Annotated in this window: 22 protein-coding genes; 6 read left to right on the plus strand and 16 right to left on the minus strand. The window is 56.1% G+C overall.

Annotated elements, in window-relative coordinates; all coding sequences use genetic code 11:
- Positions 1–273 precede the first annotated feature (273 nt).
- Both Q9R35_RS12580 and Q9R35_RS12585 read left to right on the plus strand, forming a co-directional pair.
- Entirely contained in the window at positions 274–1,716 is a 1,443-nt protein-coding gene (locus Q9R35_RS12580; protein WP_115634667.1) for a catalase, read from the plus strand.
- A gap of 104 nt (positions 1,717–1,820) precedes the next feature.
- The gene (locus Q9R35_RS12585; protein ID WP_060186797.1) at positions 1,821–2,210 is read left to right on the plus strand and encodes a VOC family protein; all 390 of its coding nucleotides are present in this window, start codon (positions 1,821–1,823) and stop codon (positions 2,208–2,210) included.
- Between the two features lie 112 nt (positions 2,211–2,322).
- Here the strand turns inward: Q9R35_RS12585 and Q9R35_RS12590 are convergent, their stop codons facing one another.
- The 15 genes from Q9R35_RS12590 to argE all read right to left on the minus strand — a co-directional run bounded on the left by Q9R35_RS12590 (position 2,323) and on the right by argE (position 17,100).
- Complete coding sequence (locus tag Q9R35_RS12590; RefSeq protein ID WP_035269502.1) at positions 2,323–3,030, minus strand: TetR/AcrR family transcriptional regulator; 708 nt, start codon at positions 3,028–3,030, stop codon at positions 2,323–2,325.
- Positions 3,031–3,066: 36 nt separating this feature from the next.
- On the minus strand, positions 3,067–3,942 hold the full coding sequence (locus Q9R35_RS12595; RefSeq protein WP_035269503.1) for an oxygenase MpaB family protein: 876 nt from the start codon (positions 3,940–3,942) through the stop codon (positions 3,067–3,069).
- A gap of 23 nt (positions 3,943–3,965) precedes the next feature.
- Positions 3,966–5,174: an FAD-dependent monooxygenase gene (locus Q9R35_RS12600; protein WP_311219942.1), complete on the minus strand. Its 1,209-nt coding sequence runs from the start codon at positions 5,172–5,174 to the stop codon at positions 3,966–3,968.
- 93 nt (positions 5,175–5,267) lie between these two features.
- Positions 5,268–5,885: an isochorismatase family protein gene (locus Q9R35_RS12605; RefSeq protein ID WP_060186798.1), complete on the minus strand. Its 618-nt coding sequence runs from the start codon at positions 5,883–5,885 to the stop codon at positions 5,268–5,270.
- Positions 5,882–6,922, minus strand: a complete 1,041-nt coding sequence (locus Q9R35_RS12610) for a 2,5-dihydroxypyridine 5,6-dioxygenase (protein WP_311219943.1) — start codon at positions 6,920–6,922, stop codon at positions 5,882–5,884. Before Q9R35_RS12610 ends, Q9R35_RS12605 begins: the two co-directional genes overlap by 4 nt.
- Before the next feature lie 19 nt (positions 6,923–6,941).
- Complete coding sequence (locus Q9R35_RS12615) at positions 6,942–7,775, minus strand: alpha/beta fold hydrolase (RefSeq protein WP_404977951.1); 834 nt, start codon at positions 7,773–7,775, stop codon at positions 6,942–6,944.
- 2 nt (positions 7,776–7,777) lie between these two features.
- Positions 7,778–8,506 (minus strand): ABC transporter ATP-binding protein, encoded by a 729-nt coding sequence (locus Q9R35_RS12620; RefSeq protein WP_063690094.1) that lies wholly within the window; start codon positions 8,504–8,506, stop codon positions 7,778–7,780.
- Positions 8,503–9,261, minus strand: a complete 759-nt coding sequence (locus tag Q9R35_RS12625; RefSeq protein ID WP_042485129.1) for an ABC transporter ATP-binding protein — start codon at positions 9,259–9,261, stop codon at positions 8,503–8,505. The genes Q9R35_RS12620 and Q9R35_RS12625 overlap by 4 nt, the downstream gene beginning before the upstream one ends.
- On the minus strand, positions 9,254–10,213 hold the full coding sequence (locus tag Q9R35_RS12630) for a branched-chain amino acid ABC transporter permease (protein WP_045930453.1): 960 nt from the start codon (positions 10,211–10,213) through the stop codon (positions 9,254–9,256). Before Q9R35_RS12630 ends, Q9R35_RS12625 begins: the two co-directional genes overlap by 8 nt.
- Positions 10,214–11,089, minus strand: a complete 876-nt coding sequence (locus tag Q9R35_RS12635; protein WP_311219944.1) for a branched-chain amino acid ABC transporter permease — start codon at positions 11,087–11,089, stop codon at positions 10,214–10,216.
- A 44-nt stretch (positions 11,090–11,133) separates the two neighbouring features.
- Positions 11,134–12,264 carry an ABC transporter substrate-binding protein gene (locus Q9R35_RS12640; RefSeq protein WP_226791423.1) on the minus strand — a complete coding sequence of 377 codons (1,131 nt, stop codon included), beginning with the start codon at positions 12,262–12,264 and terminating at the stop codon, positions 11,134–11,136.
- 625 nt (positions 12,265–12,889) lie between these two features.
- The gene (locus tag Q9R35_RS12645; protein ID WP_311219945.1) at positions 12,890–13,861 is read right to left on the minus strand and encodes a tripartite tricarboxylate transporter substrate-binding protein; all 972 of its coding nucleotides are present in this window, start codon (positions 13,859–13,861) and stop codon (positions 12,890–12,892) included.
- A 30-nt stretch (positions 13,862–13,891) separates the two neighbouring features.
- A complete protein-coding gene (locus Q9R35_RS12650) occupies positions 13,892–14,896 on the minus strand; it encodes an ornithine cyclodeaminase family protein (RefSeq protein ID WP_109089798.1) in 1,005 nt (334 codons plus the stop codon).
- Positions 14,897–14,898: 2 nt separating this feature from the next.
- Entirely contained in the window at positions 14,899–15,873 is a 975-nt protein-coding gene (locus Q9R35_RS12655; RefSeq protein ID WP_086060683.1) for a threonine/serine dehydratase, read from the minus strand.
- Positions 15,874–15,903: 30 nt separating this feature from the next.
- The gene (gene argE / locus Q9R35_RS12660; RefSeq protein ID WP_035274907.1) at positions 15,904–17,100 is read right to left on the minus strand and encodes an acetylornithine deacetylase; all 1,197 of its coding nucleotides are present in this window, start codon (positions 17,098–17,100) and stop codon (positions 15,904–15,906) included.
- 109 nt (positions 17,101–17,209) lie between these two features.
- Between argE and Q9R35_RS12665 the strand changes: the two genes are divergently transcribed.
- The 4 genes from Q9R35_RS12665 to Q9R35_RS12680 all read left to right on the plus strand — a co-directional run bounded on the left by Q9R35_RS12665 (position 17,210) and on the right by Q9R35_RS12680 (position 20,987).
- A complete protein-coding gene (locus Q9R35_RS12665) occupies positions 17,210–17,812 on the plus strand; it encodes a helix-turn-helix domain-containing protein (RefSeq protein WP_233249576.1) in 603 nt (200 codons plus the stop codon).
- A gap of 244 nt (positions 17,813–18,056) precedes the next feature.
- Positions 18,057–19,430, plus strand: a complete 1,374-nt coding sequence (gene mnmE / locus Q9R35_RS12670) for a tRNA uridine-5-carboxymethylaminomethyl(34) synthesis GTPase MnmE (protein WP_042485159.1) — start codon at positions 18,057–18,059, stop codon at positions 19,428–19,430.
- Between the two features lie 101 nt (positions 19,431–19,531).
- On the plus strand, positions 19,532–20,407 hold the full coding sequence (gene dinD / locus Q9R35_RS12675; RefSeq protein ID WP_311219946.1) for a DNA damage-inducible protein D: 876 nt from the start codon (positions 19,532–19,534) through the stop codon (positions 20,405–20,407).
- A gap of 190 nt (positions 20,408–20,597) precedes the next feature.
- Positions 20,598–20,987: a DUF6180 family protein gene (locus Q9R35_RS12680; RefSeq protein ID WP_042485165.1), complete on the plus strand. Its 390-nt coding sequence runs from the start codon at positions 20,598–20,600 to the stop codon at positions 20,985–20,987.
- Positions 20,988–21,112: 125 nt separating this feature from the next.
- On the opposite strand, the gene Q9R35_RS12685 is transcribed toward Q9R35_RS12680, so the two are convergent.
- Complete coding sequence (locus Q9R35_RS12685) at positions 21,113–21,568, minus strand: hypothetical protein (RefSeq protein WP_052362946.1); 456 nt, start codon at positions 21,566–21,568, stop codon at positions 21,113–21,115.
- Between the last annotated feature and the right edge of the window lie 105 nt (positions 21,569–21,673).

Consider the following 21,673-nt stretch of genomic DNA (forward strand, 5'->3'; position numbering starts at 1 on the left):
TACTACCCGCCAATAATGCCTTGTCCCCCAGCGCTTAAAGACTGTGTGCACACATTTATTAGCTTTTCCTCTCTGCCCCGATCGTAGAAATTTCATTTTCTGTGTTTCTACTTACCGCTATGATCGGGATGAAAACCCCTTTCAATAGCAAAAAGCTATTCGTTCGCTAAAATCATTTGATTTAACTATTTTCACCCAGGCAAGTAGACTGATCTCAACTTCTTAAAACGACCCGCCCCACTCGGTTCGGGTCAGCTTCAACGGAGAATCACAATGAGCAACAAAACCCTGACGACCGCCGCTGGCCGCCCAGTTGAGGAGAACCAGAACTCCATGACGGCAGGCCCTCGTGGTCCTGTCCTGATGCAGGATTATTGGCTGCTGGAGAAGCTGGCTCACTTTGACCGTGAACGCATCCCGGAGCGTGTCGTACACGCCAAGGGTTCGGGCGCTTTTGGTACCTTTACCGTCACGCACGACATCACGCAGTACAGCATGGCCAAGGTCTTCAAGCCAGGCAGCCAGACCCCCGTTTTCTTACGTTTTTCCACCGTAGCTGGTGAAGCAGGAGCCGCCGATGCAGAACGCGACGTTCGAGGATTTGCCCTCAAATTCTATACAGAAGACGGAAACTGGGACCTCGTGGGCAATAACACTCCTGTCTTCTTTATACGGGATCCACTGAAGTTCCCCGACTTCATCCACACACAGAAACGCGACCCGCGCAGCCACCTGCGCAACATGAGCGCTGCCTGGGATTTCTGGTCCCTGTCGCCCGAATCCCTGCACCAGGTCACCATCCTGATGAGCGACCGCGGCTTGCCCTGTAACCTGCGTCAGCAGCATGGCTTTGGTTCACACACCTACAGCCTGATCAACGACAAGGGCCAGCGCCACTGGGTGAAGTTCCACTTCAAATCCCAGCAAGGCATTGCCAACTACACCAACGAAGAAGCCGCCAAAGTCGTAGGCCAGGACCGCGAGAGCTCGCAGCGCGATCTGTACGAAAACATTGAAAAGGGCAACTTCCCACGCTGGGCGCTGCGCATTCAGATCATGACCGAAGAGCAGGCGCGCACCTACCACATCAACCCCTTTGACGTGACCAAGGTCTGGCCACATGGCGACTTCCCGCTGATCGATGTGGGCATGCTGGAACTGAACGAAAACCCCACCAACTACTTCGCCCAAGTGGAGCAAGCCGCCTTTACGCCTGCCAACCTGGTGCCTGGTATTGGCCACTCGCCCGACCGCATGCTGCAAGGCCGTATCTTTTCCTACGGCGACACCCAGCGCTACCGTCTGGGCGTGAACCACGGCCTGCTGCCGGTGAACGCACCACGTTGCCCGTTCCACAGCTACCACCGCGATGGCGCCATGCGTACTGGCGACAATAACGGCGGCACGATCAACTACGAGCCCAACAGCCAGGGTGAATGGCAACAGGCTCCCCGCAGCGAGCCGCCTCTGGCGCTGGACGGCCAGCCGGCAGATCACTGGGATCACCGTGTAGATGATGATTACTACTCGCAGCCCGGCAATCTGTTCCGCCTGTTCAACGACGAGGAAAAGCAGCGTCTGTTCAGCAATATTGCCGACGCCATGGCGGGTGTTCCCAAGGAAATCATCGAACGTCAGTTGGGCCACTTCACCAAGGCAGACCCTGCCTACGGTGCCGGTGTAAGGGCAGAACTGACAAAACGCGGTCAGCTTTAAACCCTGACCGGGCTGTTTAAGCCATCAAAGAATCGGCTCCCCATCTACAATCGGGGAGCCGATTTTTTTTGCACTGGCCCTGCGTTTTCCTATCGAGCCCCACCATGAAATTTGGCTACACCATCATCTACGTTCCCGACGTCGGCCAGGCACTGGATTACTTTAACCGCGCGTTTGGTTTGTCCACCAAAATGCTGCATGAAACCGGCTTGTACGGCGAGCTGGAAACCGGCCAAACCACCTTGGCCTTTGCGGGGGAAATGCTGGCCTACATGAACTACCCCAAAGGGCATTTGTCGACTCACGCATCCGACGTGCCACTAGCCATTGAAATCGCCCTGGTCTGCGACGATGTGCCTGCAGCTCATGCCAAGGCACTGGCGGAAGGGGGCACGGAACTGGCGCCACCACAGAACAAGCCATGGGGACAGATGGTGTCTTATGTGCAGACGCCAGAGCGGGTTGTGGTGGAGTTGTGTACGCCGGTTAAATAAACGAAAACGCCAGCAAAATTTGCTGGCGTCGGCCCTGATGGCGAGAAAGGACAAGTGTCATTTCAAAGTAGAGAGTTCAACAGGGTCCCTGGTCGGCATGCAGGCGTCCAGTTCAAGCCTTGCCAGGCAAGACAACCGGCGCAGCCAGCAAACCGGCAGAGACAAAGGCAATGATCTGCTCAAGAATCTCGTCGGTATTGTTGGGGTCACAGATACCTGGCGCCAGCTCTTCCAGCCGGTGGGTATCGGAGAAGGCATACATATAGGCCCCAATCATCAGGACCACACGCCAGTACACGTCCTTGGCCTGCAGCTCGGGCAGTATTTCTTCCAGAATCTGCACATACGCACGGGTTGAGCCGTCGTAGGCTTCATTACGCAGTTTGTAGGAAATCTCGGCCGGCTCGGTGTGCAAACGGGCTTGCAGTCGCAAGAAGCGTCGACCTCCGGGCGTCTCGCGCAAGGCGATCGTGGGTGCCAGAAAAGCGCGCACCACATCATCGACCAGGACCTTGCCCTCTTGATCGCGCAAGGCATGCAAGCGCCGTAGACGCTCATCGGAAATGGTTTTGCCTCGGCGGATGAACACGGCCTCAAACAGGCCGTACTTGGAACCAAAGTAGTAGTTGATCAAGGCTTGGGTCACAGCCGCCTTTTGAGCGATGACGCGCAATGTGGTCCCGGCATAGCCAGTCTCGGAAAACTCTTCCTCGGCGGCGTCCAGAATTCGCTCTGACGTGTTGTCACCTACCCCTTCCGGGCGTCCAGGCTTATCCCGCTTGACCCAGGAGCTATCCGACGACAAAGTTACACGGCCCATATTTGCCTCAAAATTTGATTCATTCTTATCTACCAGCTAAGCCAGATTGGCGACGCGACGCCGCGCCCGATGCACGGAACCGTTACGTGTGGCCCAACGCAAGACGCCAGCAACGCTGTTCACCACCTTGCGACGCCACCACATGGATGCCGTGCTGGGGCGATGCTCAAAACAGCGTTGAGCCCACTCTGGCAACATATCCAATGCCGCTAACAGAAACACCCTGGCAACCCAAGCCTTGGGCCCCTTAAACAGGGTATGTGAAGACATTAAAATTGTAGCCACTTCCCGGGTTCGCGCATCAACCCGTAATTGCGGACCGGCCTGGGCAAACAGCTCCCTCAAGCTTGCCGCATCCATGACCAGCCCATCCGCCCCCAGCAACACAGCAACTTTCGAGTATTGTGCAACATAGCGATCCTGCTGCTCTGGCGCCAGTCTGGCATTACGCCAGCGCATATGGGATTGCAGAAAACAGTAGGCCTGCGTGTGATGCACCCAACGCAGCAACTCCGGGTCATTGGCATCGTAAGGCGTGCCATCCGGCAAATACCCGTGTACGTGCTCATGCACCCGCCGTACCTGATCAATGCAACGCTCAGCCTGCTCCGTACCCGCATAACTGACTGCCGAGATGAACTGCGCCGTTCGACTCAAGCGCCCCTGCATATCCTGACGAAAGCGGGAATGATCCCAGACCCCGGCCAAAACCTTCGGGTCCAGCATCTGCAAACACAATGCAGAAATCCCCCCGAGCATCATGGAGGTGAAATCTGCATGCACTTGCCACACAGCCGACTGTGGGCCAAACAAGCCGGGGTCGCCCGCAGGCGTCGTAAAGTCTACCGGGCTGCCTTGCAGACCGGTAATGATGTGAATCTGGTTCTCAACATACTGACGTATCGACAACAAGACGCTCCCTCCGGCCCTACCCATTAAACCTGTAATGCTTTCGGCTGAAAGTCAGTAGCATTATATGAATAAACCCAGTCCGTCTTGATGCCGCCCGCGTGCGGGTTTTTCTTCTGCTGCTCACGGTATTCGGCATCACGCTTGGCCTTGGCTTCGCTATCGGACAGGTGATAGGTGCGGCCGCGCTCACGTGCTTCCAGTTGCACCCGGCTGGTACGTGGCAAGCGTTCTGCTTCATAAAGCGACAAAGCGGTGTCCAGATCATCTGGCAAAGCGGCTAGCGCAACCGCCAACACGTAGGCGTCCTCGATAGCCATTGCCGCCCCCTGAGACAGGAAGGGCAGCATGGGATGCGCCGCATCGCCCAGCAAAGTCACACGGCCCGACGACCATTTAGTCATAGGGTCACGATCGAACAGCCCCCAGCGATAGACATCCGTCACACGCTCGAACAGCTTGACGATATTGGGGTGCCAGTCCTTGAAATCCTGCAGCATTTCCTGCTGGGTACTGCGCGCATTCCAGGACTCCTCCACCCAGCTGGCCGTTTCATTCACCGCCACAATATTGACGGCCTTGCCGCCGTTTACGTAATAGGTCACCACGTGGCTTTTAGGACCCAGCCAGAAGGAAGACTCAGGTGCGACGAAATCAGGCATTTCATCAAAGGGCACAACGGCCCGGTAGCACATATTGCCGGTGAACTTGGGTTCCTCCTCCCCGAAGATGGAACGACGTACTTCCGAACGTACACCATCAGCCCCCACAATCAGATCAGCCTCAAAGCTAGATCCGTCAGCAAAATGTGCCACCGCCTTGCCATCTTGCTGCGACACCCCGGTGCACTGCGTGTTGAAGGTGACCGTTGTTGTATCCAGAAGCTCGGTCAGCAAATGATGCAGGTCCGCGCGATGCACGTGAAAGAACTCCGCCCCATACAGCTTCGGGCAGTCGCTCTTTAAAGGGATACGAAAGCTTTCCTCTCCACTGGACCAATCACGCCCCACCAAAGCCTCGGGCAAGAAACCAACCTTGGCCAGCGCATCGTGGGCACCTAAAGCGTTGAGCACCTTGACCGCATTCGGAGTCATTTGAATCCCGGCACCGACCTCTCCAAAGGCGGCTGCACGCTCAAACAAATGTACTTCGATGCCGCGTTGCTCCAGGGCTGCTGCCAAAGTCACGCCACCAATACCACCGCCTATCACACCTACTTTCAACGTTTTTTTCATGCTGTACATCCTCGGTGTTTGGGCCCTGAGAAGCCCAAACCTCCCCAATTAATTAAACAAATAAATAATAAATACGCAAAAAAACTGATAAGCCTAGATCACCAGCAAAGGACGCAAGTCTGCATACGGACGAACCTCGCCGTACTTCTGTTGAATATCAAACAGGCTCGCATCATGAGGCTCCTTGGCTCGGTCACCCACGCAATCTGCCAGGACAAAAGGGCGCAAGCCGCAGGACATGGCATCCACGACGGAAGCACGTACGCACCCGCTGGTCGTTGCGCCAGCAATCAGCAAAGTCTGCACCGCCCGCTCTGCAAACCAGGCAGCCAAGGCAGTACCAAAGAAGGCCGATGGAACCGTTTTACGCACGACCAGTTCACCCGGTGCAGGCTTCAGGGCATCGACAATGGCACTGGCCGGGTTGTGCTCTCGTAGCTGCACCAAACCGGGGACTTTCAGACCGAATACATTGCGGTCGGCGCTGTCATCGGCAAAGACAATGCGGCTGTGTGCCACCGGCCAGTTCTGTGCCCGTGCATCCGCCAGAACCGTACGCGTTTGCTCAATGGCTTCCAGAATATTTCCACCACCAAATGCCTGGGGGTCGGCAAAACCATTAACGAAATCCACAATTAACAGCCCGACATTGCCTTCAAGCTCCAGCCCTTGCCCAAATCCCTGTCGCTCGTAAACACTCTGGCTGCTCATGCCAACTCCTCTACCACTTTGCCCTCCCGCACCGTCTCGCGACCATCTACCGTCACGGTGCAGGCACGCAGCGGAATATCAATGTGGCAAGCCGTTGTGCGGTCGCCCCCAACTTCATTATTGGGGCCAAAGGAGAACAGAAAATTGCCTGCGTAGGCACGGGCATCCATGCCCAGGGTTTGCTCTTTGTCGTAAAGGCCCAGCGTGGACCAGTGAGCACGAGGCTGCAGGCCCCAGCCTATGTGGGACATGGCGTAAGCCTCAGGATCGTCGAACGAGGCCATGTATTCGCGCAGCAGCTCGGCATCCAGCCCGCCTTCAATCGAGGTCACCACACCGTTCTCGACCGTCATGATGATGGGATCAGCCGTATAGGACTTCATGGGCAATAAAATGTCGCCACGATCAATCACGATGCGACCATGAGCCTGCCCCTCGTTTGGCCAGGTCAGGATGAAACCGCTAGGCCAGTGATCCCAGCGCCCCGGTTCATCCACAAAGCCGTATTCCTTTACCACCGGGTACTGACCCAAAGGCATGACCAGATCCGTTCCAGCCCTGGACGTAGCCCGCATTTCACGAGCCCCTTTCAGCACCTGTGCCGAACGCTCCACACGCTCCTTATCCTGCAAGGACGGCACCATACGCACCAGCACCTCGGGCGGCTCGGCTGCCAGGAGAATTTTAGTGCCAGACTGCAAAATCTCATGCTGTTCGGGAGAGAACAGCAAAGTCATCAGATCCAGCACCAAATCACTGGCCTTGAGGGCGGCAATCGCGGCTGGATTACCCGTCAACGGGGTCGTGCCCAAGTAAGCCAAAAGGTCGCGGCTCAATGCTTTTTCTGCGTTTACAGGCAGCAAATCCACCTGCATCTGGGTTGCCCCCAAGGCCGCCACGGCCAGCTTGGCTGTAGCCAAGGTTTGAGGATGAGTATGCAAACTGGTCAGAATGGTGACCATCTGCCCCGGCTTCACTCCAGAAAGACTCAGCACCTCGTTCCAGGCCTGAACCATTTGATGATCAGATACAGCCATCTTCCACTCCTGTTTCTTGTTAAAAGGTAAGGCCCAGAAAGGTGCCCAATGCGCTATAAAAGCCTTCCTCGTCATCCCAGGGAATCATGTGCCCGGCGCCTGGCACACCTAAGACCTGCAAGTCGGGCTTCAAGGACTGCGCCTCTTTACTATCCTCATCGCGAATGACATCCCCCTTGCCCGCCACCATCAGGGCCACCTTCCAGTCATTGAGCTGGCTAAAGTCCGGGAACGCATCGTCGGTGTGGAACCACTCGTAGCTGTCCGTCACCGCGCGCACATCGCAGGTGTGCAGCCACTGGGCGCGCAGCGCCAGTTGCTCGGGAGTCCAGGTCGGGCAAAACTGCCGCATCTGCTCGGCGCTCATACCTTGTTGAGCCTGTGCAATGGAATCGGTGTACCAGGCGATATTCGCCGGATAGGGGCGTCGCCCTGGGCCGGACACTGGCGGATCCACCAGCACCATGGCGGCCCCCTTGGCCAGCCCTCGGCTGGCCGCACGCAACAGAATGCGCGCCCCCATGGAGTGCCCCACATAAATGGGCGACTCCAGTGCCAGTTCCCGAACGAACTCGCACAGATCATCCGCGCAAGCATTCACGCCGTAATCCAGATCTGCGCCTGCTTGAGAAAGACCACGACCACGTACATCAAGCACATACACATCAAAATGCCGGGCCAGACGCTCTGCCACAAACCCCCAGGTGGGAGCAGGGCTGGTGATACCCGGCACCAGCACCAAAGCGGGTCCGGGACCGGCATAACGCAAGTAGTGCTGCCGGATGCCGTTAGCGTGGACATGAGCGCCATAGCTAAGTCGCGATGGGAGTTCAGTCGTCTTGTTCATGCTCATCATCAGCCTCCCAGGTAAGCACTCAATAGTTCAGGATCTTTCAGCATGCTGGCGCTGTCTTTCTCTGCAATAACACGCCCTGTCTCCAGCACATAGGCTCGACTGGCTACGTTCAGCGCGTTATGCACGTTCTGTTCCACCACCAGAATGGACACGCCATGCTCACTGATGTCCCGCACCACCTGAAAAACCTCCAAAGCCATCTTGGGGCTGAGCCCCAAGGAGGGCTCGTCCAGAATCAACAGCTCCGGTTCTGACATCAATGCCCGAGCAATCGCCAGCATCTGCTGCTCCCCGCCGCTAAGCGTGCCTGCCAGTTGCTTGTATCGCTCTTTCAGGCGCGGGAAGCGATGAAAGGCAATGCCTTTACGCCGCTCCACTTCAGTCTTGGACTTGATCAGGTAAGCGCCCAGATCCAGATTGTCTTCAACGGTCATTTCAGGCCACACATGCCGTTCTTCAGGGCAGTGAGCCAAACCTAGCTTCAGAATATGTTCAGGGCTACGACCACTGATCACTTGTCCTTTCCAGGTGATCTGGCCGGAAGTAGGGCGAATCAGGCCGGAGATTGCCCGGAGCGTGGTGGATTTTCCGGCGCCATTGGCTCCCAGAATGGCCACAACCTCACCAGGCTGCACATGCAAGCTGACGCCATGCAAGGCCGTCAAATTGCCGTAACCCGCCACCACATCCTGCAAAGCCAATAAAGGTTCAATGTCCTGTTTACTCATGCCGCTTTCCCCATATAGGCTTCCAACACTTGCTCATTGGCCTGAATCTCTGCCGGTGTACCCGTTGCCAGTTTTTTGCCAAAATTCATGACCACGATCTGGTCAGACACACGCATGATCAGACCCATGTTGTGCTCTACCAGCAAAATGGACTCCACCCACTGCCCAGGCAGCTGTTTGAGCAGGTCGGCCAAGCCTTCTGCCTCGTGGGTATTGAGTCCTGCCGCTGGTTCATCCAGCATCAGCAGCCTGGGTTTGGCGCCCAGAGCAACGCCCACCTCCAGCAGTCGCAATTCGCCGCAAGACAAGGAACTGGCCAGGACATCAGCACGCTTGGCCAGGCCAATCTGATCGAGAATACGGCGGGCCGAGACGATGATTTCCTGTTCGGTTTTTGCCTGCTCTTTGCTAGGCCAGAAAGTGCGCCACAAGGGTGCCCGATCAGCCAAATAATGGGCATGGACCAGGTTGTCGAAAACACTCAGAGCCCGCAGCACATTGGTCTTTTGAAAAGTGCGAATGACGCCCTGCTGTGCCATGCGATAAGGCTTGCTGGCCGTGACCTCTTTGCCATCCCACAACACCCGCCCACGAGTAGGCTGATAGAAGCCGGTGATAAGGTTGAAGCACGTTGTTTTGCCAGCGCCATTAGGCCCGATCAAGCTGACGATTTGCCCGGCAGGAACGGTGAAATCAATATCCTGGACCGCATGAATACCGCCAAAGGATTTGCTGAGACCGCACACTTCAAGCATGACGCGTCCTCCCAAATAGATGATGAAAACGCTGCTGCACAAATCCCATGATTCCATCCGGAGCAAACAGCACCGAGGCCATGACGATCAGCCCAAACAGGGACAGGCGCAATTCCTTGAATTCGCGTAAATACTCCTCCAGCAAGGCCACCACGATGGCCCCGGCGATCGGCCCCAGCAAAGTGCCTTTACCACCCAGCAAAACGATGATGATCATGGTCGCTGTGAACGGAAAACCGAAGACTTCTGGCCCTACAAAGCTGATGTAGCTGGCGTAGTAGGCCCCGGCAATCCCCGCCAGAAAGGCCGCCACTACAAAGACAAACTGCGAGTAGCGAAAAGGATCAATACCGACCGATTGAGCCACGTAGTTGTTCTCTCGCAGGGTGACAGCAGCACGGCCTGCACTGGAATGCACCAGGCGGTAGCAGATGTAGAAAGTGATGGCGGCCAGCACAATGCCCATCACCACAAAACCCCGCTTGCCAGCCAGCCAGGGCGACATGTCCAGCAAGGCAGGATGAGCCACACCCGAGATGCCCATCGGGCCATTGGTCAGGTCCACCCAGTTATTGGCCAGCAGGCGCAGGACCTCGGCAAAGGCCAGGGTCACAATGACAAAGAAGGGCCCATTCAGACGCAAAGTCACACGCCCAATCACGTAACCCGCTGCTGCGGCAATCAAGGCCGCCGCAGCAATGGTGACCGTGACAGGCCAGCCCACCGCAGGTGAACTCAAAATGGCGACCGAATACGCGCCCAGGCCAAAAAATGCCACATGACCTAGCGGGAATTCCCCTACATAGCCAATGATCAGATTCAGGCTGCTGGCCAGCACGCTATACATCAACACCAGCACCAGGATATGCAGCAAATAATCGTTCTGCACAAAACCAGCGAGCAACGCCGACAAGGCCAGGAAGCCCACCATAAAGTGACGTTCTATTTTCATTTACGCGCGCTCCGCTCGAACCGAAAACAAGCCATAGGGGCGGAAGAACAGAATCAAGATAACCAGGGCAAAGCCCACCATGTCCGCCGTCCCCGTTTGCACATAACCTCCCCACAGCGCTTCTGCCACGCCCAGGATCAAGCCACCCAGAATGGCTCCACCGAAATTGCCCATCCCGCCCAGAATGACCACCACAAAGGCCTTCAAACTGATCAGGCCACCGATCGAAGCCTGCGCGACATAAATGGAGCTGAGCAACATGCCCGAGGTTGCCGCCAGAACTACACCCAAGGCGAAAGTGGAGGCGTAGATCGTGGCGGTATTAATACCGACCAGACTGGCCGCCGTCGAATCCTGGAACGTGGCCCGCATGGCTTTACCCAAGCGGGTTTTCTGGATCAGAAGGCGTGCGCCGACGATGGCCGCAATAGACATCCCGATCGCAAAAACGCGCACCTCGGTGATGAATATCGGTCCCAAAAACAGGGGAGTATTAGGCACCGGCGCCACCACTTTCAGAGGTGCCGTACCCACGATCATCAAGGCGGTATTTGTCAGGAAAATCGACAAACCGATAGTCAGCAAAATGCCAGGCTCCGGGCCCTTGTCCCGGATACGGGCAATCAGGAAGCGATCCAGCAGCCAACCAAACACCGCGACGATCATCATGACCAGCGCCAGGCCCACAAAGAAGTTCAGCTCCAGTTGCTGGGTCACCAACCATCCCAGCAGGCCACCGATCATGTAGAACTCGCCATGGGCAAAGTTCACCAATCGCATCAAGCCAAAAATCAGGGTCAGACCCAGAGCCGACAGCGCGTAAAACGTCCCGTTCACCAGTCCATTGGCAATGAACTGCAGCAATAAATCAAACACAATGCCCCCTCATCAAACGATAAAATCCGCAGCTCATCGTGCTCTTAGTCCGCCGTTACCTTTGCCTGAGCAACAATTTCCGGCTGCCCGCCTTGAAGCTTCACCAGCACGGCATCAAAGCCGTAGCCCTGGCGTTTTTCGTTGAATTTGAAGTTGCCATTGGGGCCGTTGTAATCAGTGGCCGGCAATGCCAGACGAATCTTGTCCGGATCGGCTTCCCCTGCGCGTTCGATCGCGTCCATGATGATGTTCATCGCGTTATAGCCAGCTACCGAATACTTGCCAGGCAGCTCGCCATACTCTTTCTGATAGGACTGCACGAACTCCAGATTTTCGGGACGCTGCAAGGTGTGGGCATAAGGAACAGCTGCATGAATGCCTTCTGATGCAGAGCCGGCCAGATTCACAAAGTCCGCGGTCGCCCAGCTGCCTACGCCGAAAATCAGACTCTCCAGACCCACTTCCTTCATCTGTTTGACCAGAATCGAGCCGTCCTGAGTTTCGGCTGCCACAAAGACACCATCCGGTTTAGCGGCCCGTACCCGCGTCAACAAGGTGTAGAAGTCCGTGGTGCCATGGTCGAAATACAACTTTTGCACGGTTTCACCGCCCAGGGCTTCGATCTGGCTGGAGAACTCCTCCATGCCGCCCCGGCCCCAGTCATCATTCACCCCGATGTAGGCGATTTTTTTCAGCTTGAGCTGCTCGACCAGAATCGTTGCGAAGGCATGGGCCAGCAAACCATCGGTTTCTGCGGTGCGGAAGAACCACTCATTGCCACGCTCGGTCAAATCACTTTTTGACGACACGCCCGAGAGCAGAGGCACTTTGTACTTTTGCGCCACGCTCATAGCCGCAATGGTGGCGGAGCTGCAAAAGGCGCCGGAAATAATTGGCACCTTGTCTTTCTGAATCAGTTTTTCAGCCGCGTTCACGGTTTTGGAGGGCTGGCATTCTCCATCCTCAATAGCCAGTTCAACCTGTTTGCCCAGGACCCCGCCACGAGCATTTCGCTCTTTGACAGCCAACTTGGAGCCATTCACATCAGCCTCCCCGTTGTAGGCCACCGACCCGGTCAAAGGCTGAATCACACCAATTTTGATGGTTTGCGCTTGCACGGCCCCCGCAGCACCCAGCGTCATGAGCAACCCCATCGTCAATATCGTCTTGCGCACCTTGTATCTCCTTCCTTGGTTTTTAATTAACTGATTGATTATTTCTAGTTTGAAATATTATTAACTGACTAGCCAATAAATAAAATATAGGGAATTCCCTACAGACTTAAAATAATTTTTTATTGTTATCTATCAGTCACTTAATTGATTTTCAGTAGTTTTCACGGATGATTGAGCCCAGTCGAAACCTGTTCGCCAGCCCAATCTTGATGGCATCCTTCAAGTGCTCTTTGAAGGGGTGGACCAGAGGTATTTCAGCTACCCACAGACTGCCTACGCACCGAAAATTCGATGTCTCAGCACATAAATAACCAGCTCCCTTTTCGGGCTACGAGGCCTCTTTCTGATAAGGAAATGCCGCCCAAAAGCTGGCCTCACACGAGACACAACCAACAGACTCTGAAAGTGCCGGTTCCCTTTTTGAAATCGCCAAAAAAAAGCGGACCTGATTTGGCATCAGGCCCGCATTCCGGCTTTTCTGCGCTAACACGTTTTGCCCTGTTAGCTGCGACTGGCCATTGCTCTCCATGTCCCATAAGAACCGGGTCGAAACGCTAATCTGCACTCATCGGGCTTGATGGACACCGCCCATCCCAAGCAGCCGTCTGCACCAAAGCCCTGAGTTTTACTGCTGCAAATACCCCGATTCCTTGATGATGGGTCCCCAGGTATCCAGATCATCCTGAACAATGCGGGACAGTTCCTGAGCATCGCCTGACTCGGGTCGAAAGCCAATCGGCACAATCGCGCTTTCAATGCGTGGCAGCTTGGCCACTTCATTGAAGGCATCCTGGAACTGTTTGACCATCTCCGGCTCCATGCCCAGCGGGGCAAAAATCCCCATCCAGCCCGAAGCCTTCAGATCCCCGTAGCCCATCTCTACAAAGGTCGGCACGTCCTTGAGGATAGGCAGACGCGCTTCACCCGTAATTCCCAGAACTCGCACCGAGCCAGCAGCAACGTGTTCGGTAATCATGCCCACAGCATCCACGCCGGCAGGGATATGGTCTCCCAGCAGGTCGTTGATCAAGGGTGCGCCCCCTTTGTAAGGCACGGGGGACATCTGGATATCGTTCTTCTTGGCGATGCTGTAGCCCATGAACTGGGGAGCGCTGCCAGGAGCAGGAATGCCATAGTGGCCGTACTTTTCCGGTTCCTTGCGCACCAGTTCCACGTACTCCTGCAAGGTATTGGCAGGCGTGGTTTTCCCCACCACAAAGATATGCTCGAACTTGGCAATCACCGCCACCGGCGCAAAGTCCTTCATGGGATCGTAGTTGACCGTTTTCACCGTCAGGGGCAGGGTGGTCATCATGTGATTATTGGCGACCAGCAGCACCGAGCCATCGGTAGGCGAGCGCAAAAAACCTTGAGCGGCAACCTGCCCACCCGCACCTGCACGGTTATCCACCACCACATTCACACCCAACTTTTCACGCAGTTGCTCGGCATACACCCGCGCGACGGCATCCGCTGTTCCACCAGCCGGATAGCCCACGACCAAACGTATGGTGTCCGGCAATTTGCTGGCAACAGACATGCCTGTTGCCAATGTCAACGCCGTTCCCAGCAAAACCTGCGCCCATTTCTTTTTCATTACTTGTCTCCCTACCTCTTGATGACGCTATTAAAGTTCTACTACTCGTCCATTCCCTTGCGCGGCATGACGGCTTAACAAGGCGGCCGCCGTCAGTACATCCTCGAATGCCAATCCCAAGGATTTAAAAATCGTGATTTCTTCGTTGTTGATGCGGCCTGCGGCTTGTCCCTCCAGGACGGCACCCAGCTCGTTCAACTCGGTATCCGCCGACAAGTAACCCTGCTTGCACGCATTCAAGAACTCGCCCGACTCGTTACGAGTCGATTGCGCACGGTCCACAAACAAGCGGCCTGCCGTCATGGTGGGTCCATCCAGCTCGCTGCTGGCAGGTGTGCTGGAGCCCATGGCGGTGATGTGCGTGCCAGGGCGCAGCCATTCGCGCTGCAAGACAGGTGTGGCAGAGCTGGTGGCCGTCAGTACCATATCCGACTGGGACACGGCTTCTTGGGCCGAGACTCCGGCTATCAAGGGGCAATCCAGATACGCCTGAGCTTCCTCAATAAAATGCTGAGCCGACGGTGCAGAGCGAGTAATCACAAATACGTTGCTCAAGCGACGCACTTGCGCCACGGCACGCAACTGCCACAAGGCCTGATGCCCGCCGCCAAACAAGGTCAGCACGCTGGCATCCGGGCGCGCCAGCATGTCGGTGGCCAGGCCACTGACCGCTGCGGTACGCAAGGCCGTCACGCTGCTGGCGTCCAGAATGGCACGAGTCTCGCCAGTCAAGCCGCTCATCAAGAGCACGCAGCCTTGATGGGGGTCTTTACCCAGGCGCACATTGTCTGGAAACAGGGTGCCCATCTTGGCACCGTACAAAGGCTCGGGATAAATCTCCGGCATATCGATGCAGGCAGGCATCATGCCCAGAAAGCCGCTGGACAAATGGCTGCGCACAATCGTGCGCAAGGGCTGGTCAATACGCCCTTGCTGCATGGCGATAAAACCCTGGCGCATCAGATCAATCGCCGCCCCCATATCCAGCCCCTCGTACACTTCCTGGGCTTTTGCTACATAAACGCTTAGCTGCATGATTAGCCTTGCGCCAGTGGCGTGGTAATATGGCGGATAAAGGTGTCGGTATCCGTGTTGGAGCCGCAGAACAGCACGCCCACTCGTTGCCCGGCCAGATGTTTGCGCAAGGGGAACATCAAGGCGGCTGTCGCCACCGCGCAAGCCGGTTCAGTGGCCATCTTGAATTCGTTGAACAGGAAGTGCATGCCAGCGCGGATCTGGTCGTCGTTGACCGTCACCAGAGTGTCGATATTGTCCTGACACACGCGGAAGCTGAACTCGTCCGTATGCGGGGCCATCAGACTGTCTGCGATGGATTGCATGGCACCGATTTTTTGCGGCTCGCCAGCCTGGCGGCTTAGTGCCATGACGTTCGCGCCCACGGGCTCGATACCATAGACCACGCAATCCGGCTGCCACAGCTTGACGGCTGCCGAGACTCCCGCGGCCAAGCCACCGCCTCCTATCGGCACCAGCACAGCATCCAGCTTGCCAGCCTGCTGCAACCACTCGTAGCCCAGCGTGGCGGTTCCCAGCACGGTGGGGTAGGTACTGAACGGATGAATAAAGGTTTTCTGTTCGTCCTTTTCAATCTGGCGCACCAGCTCAAAAGCCTGCTCGCCGTTATCAGCAAAGACGATCTCGGCCCCATATTCGCGGCACAAGGCTACGCGGGCCGGGCTGGCGGTCTTGATCATCACGGTCTTGGCTTTCACCCCCATTTGATGGGCGGCGTAGGCCACAGCGACAGCGTGATTACCTGCGGAAACGCAGGTCACCCCTTGCTGGCGAGCCTCTTCGGACAAGCTCAGCAAGTTAGTAAAAGCACCGCGTGCCTTGAAGGTACCCGAGGCCTGCAGATGCTCGAACTTGAAATTGACGGCGCTGTCCAGACGCCCGGTCTGGTAATCGAACACGGGCGTCTGGCGCACATAGGGACGCAGACGCTCATGCGCCTGCACCACGTTTTCCTTGGTAACTTTTTCTGTTGTCATGGGTTTGCGTTGAAACCTGTTTGTCTGTTTTTAAGAGGCCACGGCCTGGCTGCGAATCAGGGCGCGCAAGAACTGCTCGCACTGTTCCACCTGGGCCAGTTCCACGTATTCATCGGGGCGGTGGGCCTGCTCGATATTGCCGGGGCCACAAATAATCGAAGGGATACCGGCTTGCTGGAACAGACCTGCTTCGGTGCCGTAGGCCACTTTGCGTACCGTGTCGTCCCTTGTCAGTTCGCGCACCAGCTTGGTGATGGCGGCTTGCTCTTCGGGATTCAGACCGGGGGCGCTGGCCAGCTTTTCCAGTTCCACCAAAGCATCGGGATGCTCGCGGCGCATGGCAGGCAGGACTTTCAGATCGATGAATTCACGGATTTCCTGCAAGATCGGCTCGGGGTCCACACCGGGCAGATTGCGGTATTCAAACTCGAATTCGCACAGATCAGGCACCGTATTCAAGGCGATACCGCCCCGAATCATGCTGGTCTGCAAGGTGGTGAAGGGCACGTCGAAATCGTGGTCGTAGGGGCCCATGCTCTTGTAGTCGTCGGCCAGATCACGGATGGCGGTAATGATGCGTGCCGCATGTTCAATCGCGTTCACACCCTTGGGGGTCAGCGAAGAGTGAGCGGCATGACCATGTACGCGGCAGCGATAAGCGTTAATGCCTTTATGCGCCACGATGGTGCGCATGCTGGTGGGTTCACCCACTACGCAGCCTTCGGGTTTCACGCCACGACGAACCAGATCATCAATCATGACGGGCGCGCCGACACAACCGACCTCTTCGTCGTAGGAGTAGGCCAGGTGGATGGGTTTGGCCAGCTTGGTCGCCAGCATTTCAGGAACCAATTGCAGCGTCACACCGACAAAGCCTTTCATGTCGCAAGTGCCGCGGCCATACAGACGATCGTCGCGGATTTCGGCCTTGAAGGGGTCACTGCTCCAGTTCTGACCGTCGACGGGCACCACATCGGTATGGCCCGACAGAACAATGCCACCAGTACGTGTGCCATCAGCTGCCGGAATCGTGGCGAACAGATTGGCCTTGCGGCCGCTGGCATCATGCGTCAGCACGGTTTCCAGCCCTTGCTGCTGCAAATAGGCCTGCACGTCATGAATCAGTTCCAGGTTAGATTCCCGGCTTGTCGTATCATAAGCAATCAGTTTTTGTATCCATTCCACCGAGGTAGAGGGATAAGCAGTAGGATCAAACAACGCAGTCATGCCTTCTTTCTCCCAGCGTAAAGCGTGTAGTTCTATACAATAGGACAGAGTTTTCTTATAAGAAAATTAATATTATTTATAAGAAGATGGTTTATTACTTCTTTAGGTTATGACAAAAGACTTAGCCAACACCGCCCCCAACTTATTGAGCAAAACAGCCATGGGGGCGCGCATACGTGATGAACGCAAACGACAGGGCCTGACTCTGCTGATGTTGGCACGCTTATCCAATGTGTCTTTGTCCACCCTGTCCAAGGCAGAGCGCGGCCTGATTGGCCTGAGCTACGAGAAATTCCTGGCCGTCAGCCGGGCCTTGAAAATGGATTTGTCCGACCTGTTCAAGACGCCACGCGATCAGAACGAGTCCGGCATGGATATTCTGGTGGGACGGGCCTCGCGCACCGTGACTTACCATGCTCATCGTTATGAGTACGGCATGCTGGCATCGGAATGGATCAACAAGAAAATGACGCCCATGCACGGCCGTGTATTGGCCGGTAAGCCGCGCGATGCCAGCGACTTCAGCCAGCACGAAGGCGAAGAGTTCATTTTTGTGATTGACGGGCAGTTGACCATGCAGTTCCAGGACGGCCGCCGCCATGTGCTGCAAGCGCGCGACAGCATCTACTTCAAAAGCAATCTGGGCCACCTGTACCTGTGTGAGCACGGGGAGAGCGTGGAGATTCTGGTGGTTTGTGTGAACAATCACTAGGTTCAAGAGGCACAGACGGCTGGCTTCAGTCGCTTTGGTGACAGACCAAAGCGCTTGTTTATTTGCTCTGGCCCCGGTTAGATAGCCCAGATGTCTGCTGGATTGCCTGATTCTCAAGAGCCTAGGCCACAGGTATATAAACACAAGCGTTTCAGATACCAACAAGGGCGAGTGTGCCAAGCCCGAACCATCCACCAGCTCCATTACAATACGGCTCTGTCCCGCCTCTTTGATCGATCTGCCCATGTCCAGTTCTTCCCCTATTGTGGCTATTGCCACCGCCCCCGGCCGGGGTGGTATTGGTGTCATCCGCGTGTCTGGCAAAGAGCTTGATACTCTGATCCAGACCCTGTTTGGCCGTACGCTGCAAGCGCGTCATGCGCACTTTTTGCCCTTCAAGGATGCACAAGGTGAGGCAATCGACGAGGGCATTGCACTGTTCTTTAAAGGCCCGCACTCCTATACCGGCGAAGACGTGCTGGAGCTGCAAGGCCACGGCGGCCCGGCTGTTCTGCGCCGCCTGCTGGATCGCTGCCTGGAAGCAGGTAAAGATCAGGGCCTGCGCCTGGCCGAGCCGGGAGAATTCACCCAGCGCGCTTTCCTGAACGACAGACTGGACCTGGCCCAGGCCGAGGCCGTGGCCGACTTGATTGACGCTTCCTCGGAAGCCGCGGCCCGCAGTGCCGTCGCCTCCCTGTCCGGCGTGTTTTCCAACAACGTCAACGCCCTGGCCGACCGCATCATTCACCTGCGCATGTTGGTAGAAGCCACGCTGGATTTCCCCGAAGAAGAAATCGACTTTCTGGAAAAATACCAGGCTGCGGCCACCCTGCAAGGCATACAGGACGAGCTGGAACGCATCCTGCAGCATTCGCGTCAGGGGGCGATCCTGCGCGAGGGCCTGCACGTTGTACTGGCAGGCCAGCCCAATGTGGGTAAATCCAGCCTGCTCAACGCCCTGGCTGGTGAAGATGTGGCCATCGTGACCGATATTGCCGGCACCACCCGCGACCGCGTCATGCAGCTGATCCACATTGATGGCATTCCGCTGCATATCGTGGATACCGCCGGCTTGCGTGAAACCGAGGACACCGTGGAGCGCATCGGTATCGCCCGTACCTGGGACGAAATCGCCAAGGCGAACGTGATCGTGCACCTGCTCGATGCACGTAACCCACAAGACGAGTTGGACAGTGCCATTACCACTCGCCTGCCATCACACGTACCCGTGCTGCGCGTCTATAACAAGATAGACTTGCTGACAGCAGAGCAACAGGCCGCCTTGCCCGCACAAGAGAGTGGCGCCACTGTGCTGCCAATTTCTGCCCGTAAGGATATCGGCCTGGACACGCTGCGCCGCACCTTGCTGGATATCGCAGGCTGGAACCCCGGCAGTGAGTCCCCCTGGCTGGCGCGAGAACGACACCTGCGGGCCTTGGAGCGCGCGGAGTACCACCTGGGCCTGGCCGCAGAACACGCCACACACAGCGATCAGGTGCTGGATCTGTTTGCAGAAGAACTGCGCCTGGCGCATCTGGATCTGTGCTCGATTACCGGCGAGTTCAGCAGCGATGATTTGCTGGGGGAGATTTTCTCCAGTTTTTGTATTGGGAAGTGATGCAGGCCTGAACATCTTCGGTGTCTCATCGCACTCGCCCAAAAACCTGGCAAGGCTTTTAGCGACGTAATGGCAAGTGCCACACAACCCGGAGACACCGAATGCAATCCCAAGACATCAAACAGCTGACAAGCCAGTTCGACGACTTGAGCCACACCATCCCAGAGGAAGGCGTGGAGTTCTGGTTCGCTCGCGACTTGATGGAGCCCTTGGGCTATGTGCGCTGGGAGAACTTCAAGACAGCGATAGATAGGGCGGTAGAGTCTTGTAAAACAACAGGTTACGACGAGGCTGATCATTTTCGTGGCGTCACGAAAATGATCGAAATCGGCAAAGGCGGACAGCGCTCAGTTGAAGACATCATGCTCACCCGCTATGCCTGCTACCTCATCGCCCAGAACGGCGACCCACGCAAGCCGGCCATTGCCTTTGCTCAAAGCTACTTCGCCATTCAAACCCGCAAGCAGGAGTTGATTGAAGACCGCATGCGTCTGCAGGCCAGGTTGGATGCCCGCGAACGCCTTCGCGAGTCCGAAAGGACGCTATCGCAAAACCTCTATGAACATGGGGTAGACGACAAAGGCTTTGGCCGCATCCGATCCAAAGGGGATGCGGCACTATTTGGTGGGCACACCACCCAGATGATGAAAGACCGCTACGGTATTACTCAAACCCGCCCCTTGGCTGACTTTCTGCCTACACTAACCATTGCCGCCAAGAACCTTGCCACGGAGATGACAAACCACAACGTCACGCAAGAGCAACTGCATGGTGAAATGTTGATCACCCGTGAGCATGAACAAAACAACCGCAGCGTGCGCGATATGCTGGGTCAGCGCGGTATCCGGCCTGAGCAGCTCCCTGCCGAGGAAGATATTAAAAAGCTGGAACGTCGCGTCAAAACAGAAGAAAAGAAACTGCTGAAACAAACAGGGAAACTTCCAACCCACAAGCAGAAAAGCCAGGAGCCACACTAGCAGCTAAAGGAAAAAAGCCTGAAACCTTCTTCAGGCCGACGTCCGGATACATGCCCTATCCCGGCTATTGCTAACAGGCCCCCACCTCAGTAAAAACCCGAAATTCATCCCTGAATTAAACCCTATCAAAGCCCGCCCTTAGCGTTCAGGACTATGCTGGACATTCCATCGTCTCTTGCGGGAGGGCATCATGCACACACTCAACAAGTGGGTTCTGATGGCAGCTTTGCTTCATGGCGCGTGGGCAGCACAGGCTCAGGAACTGCGGCCTCTGGAACTGGAGGCAGAACAGCGTTCCATCTCCCGCCTCAGCGTGGCCCAGTGCCTGGATACGGTCCAGCAAACAGCCGCCGGGGAGGGCTATCAGCAGCGCAATGACTCAAGAGCCAACGATCAGTTAGGGGTTTATATTGGCACAGCCCCCATGGGAGCCGGCTCGCTGGTGGTGTATTGCCTTGATTTGAACCCCTCGACTGCCTACATCATTCACACCAAGGCACCCGTCACAGCCGATTTGATGTCTCCACATCAGCTCAACTACAAAATTACGCAGGCTTTGACGGTAGCCAACCAGCCCTGAGCATCAGTGAAGGCAGCCCCTGGCTGCCCAGAGTCAAAAAAGGGCGCAGTCAATGGTTCACACAGGCTGACGCCCGAACAAACCACCCGCGCCCCAAGGGCTCCCGAAGCCAGTCGAACGGCTTCTTACTTCATCAACAAATCTGCCACTTCCATACGGCTATCTCCATCCAGCTCAATGTCGTCCATGACCTTGTTCAACATGGCGTGGGCACTGGACAGAGCACCGTTCAAACTGGTCAGCTCGCCTTGCACGCGCTCCAGCTCCTGTTTCTTTTCCGCTTCACTACCTTTATCGCTGGCCTGGATACGCTGCAACTCCATCAATTTTTGCTGAATTTGCTCTTTCAGGTCGCGGATACGTTTAAGTATGTCCTTGACGCCGTCAGGCAAGGAGCTGTCATCGATGTCCTTGTCGCGACCTTTTTTTTGAGCTTGCTGACTGGTCAAGGAAAGATCTTTTCCCATGGGAGACAGGTGCACCTTGATACGTCCCGATGCGTCTATGGAACCAGACTCTTCCTGCTCGGGCACCACAGGGGGCGTCATGGCCGACGCGTTTAACGCTTCGGTCACAGGCATAGTTTGTCTATGTATTAAACCCTGTCCACTGATCTCTATGGTCATACTTTCCTCTCTTGTACACATCATCCCCTAGAGGGTTACGGCTGAAACCCGGTAGTTCTT

This window comes from Alcaligenes sp. AB3 (assembly GCF_031844565.1).
Taxonomy (GTDB): domain Bacteria; phylum Pseudomonadota; class Gammaproteobacteria; order Burkholderiales; family Burkholderiaceae_B; genus Alcaligenes; species Alcaligenes faecalis.

Coding starts and splice junctions, on each gene's coding strand:
- Q9R35_RS12580 (WP_115634667.1), top strand. CDS start 274: ATGAGCAACAAAACCCTGACGACCGCCGCTGGCCGCCCAGTTGAGGAG.
- Q9R35_RS12585 (WP_060186797.1), top strand. CDS start 1,821: ATGAAATTTGGCTACACCATCATCTACGTTCCCGACGTCGGCCAGGCA.
- Q9R35_RS12590 (WP_035269502.1), bottom strand. CDS start 3,030: ATGGGCCGTGTAACTTTGTCGTCGGATAGCTCCTGGGTCAAGCGGGAT.
- Q9R35_RS12600 (WP_311219942.1), bottom strand. CDS start 5,174: ATGAAAAAAACGTTGAAAGTAGGTGTGATAGGCGGTGGTATTGGTGGC.
- Q9R35_RS12605 (WP_060186798.1), bottom strand. CDS start 5,885: ATGAGCAGCCAGAGTGTTTACGAGCGACAGGGATTTGGGCAAGGGCTG.
- Q9R35_RS12610 (WP_311219943.1), bottom strand. CDS start 6,922: ATGGCTGTATCTGATCATCAAATGGTTCAGGCCTGGAACGAGGTGCTG.
- Q9R35_RS12615 (WP_404977951.1), bottom strand. CDS start 7,775: ATGAGCATGAACAAGACGACTGAACTCCCATCGCGACTTAGCTATGGC.
- Q9R35_RS12620 (WP_063690094.1), bottom strand. CDS start 8,506: ATGAGTAAACAGGACATTGAACCTTTATTGGCTTTGCAGGATGTGGTG.
- Q9R35_RS12625 (WP_042485129.1), bottom strand. CDS start 9,261: ATGCTTGAAGTGTGCGGTCTCAGCAAATCCTTTGGCGGTATTCATGCG.
- Q9R35_RS12630 (WP_045930453.1), bottom strand. CDS start 10,213: ATGAAAATAGAACGTCACTTTATGGTGGGCTTCCTGGCCTTGTCGGCG.
- Q9R35_RS12645 (WP_311219945.1), bottom strand. CDS start 13,861: ATGAAAAAGAAATGGGCGCAGGTTTTGCTGGGAACGGCGTTGACATTG.
- Q9R35_RS12650 (WP_109089798.1), bottom strand. CDS start 14,896: ATGCAGCTAAGCGTTTATGTAGCAAAAGCCCAGGAAGTGTACGAGGGG.
- Q9R35_RS12655 (WP_086060683.1), bottom strand. CDS start 15,873: ATGACAACAGAAAAAGTTACCAAGGAAAACGTGGTGCAGGCGCATGAG.
- argE (WP_035274907.1), bottom strand. CDS start 17,100: ATGACTGCGTTGTTTGATCCTACTGCTTATCCCTCTACCTCGGTGGAA.
- Q9R35_RS12665 (WP_233249576.1), top strand. CDS start 17,210: ATGACAAAAGACTTAGCCAACACCGCCCCCAACTTATTGAGCAAAACA.
- mnmE (WP_042485159.1), top strand. CDS start 18,057: ATGTCCAGTTCTTCCCCTATTGTGGCTATTGCCACCGCCCCCGGCCGG.
- dinD (WP_311219946.1), top strand. CDS start 19,532: ATGCAATCCCAAGACATCAAACAGCTGACAAGCCAGTTCGACGACTTG.
- Q9R35_RS12680 (WP_042485165.1), top strand. CDS start 20,598: ATGCACACACTCAACAAGTGGGTTCTGATGGCAGCTTTGCTTCATGGC.
- Q9R35_RS12685 (WP_052362946.1), bottom strand. CDS start 21,568: ATGCCTGTGACCGAAGCGTTAAACGCGTCGGCCATGACGCCCCCTGTG.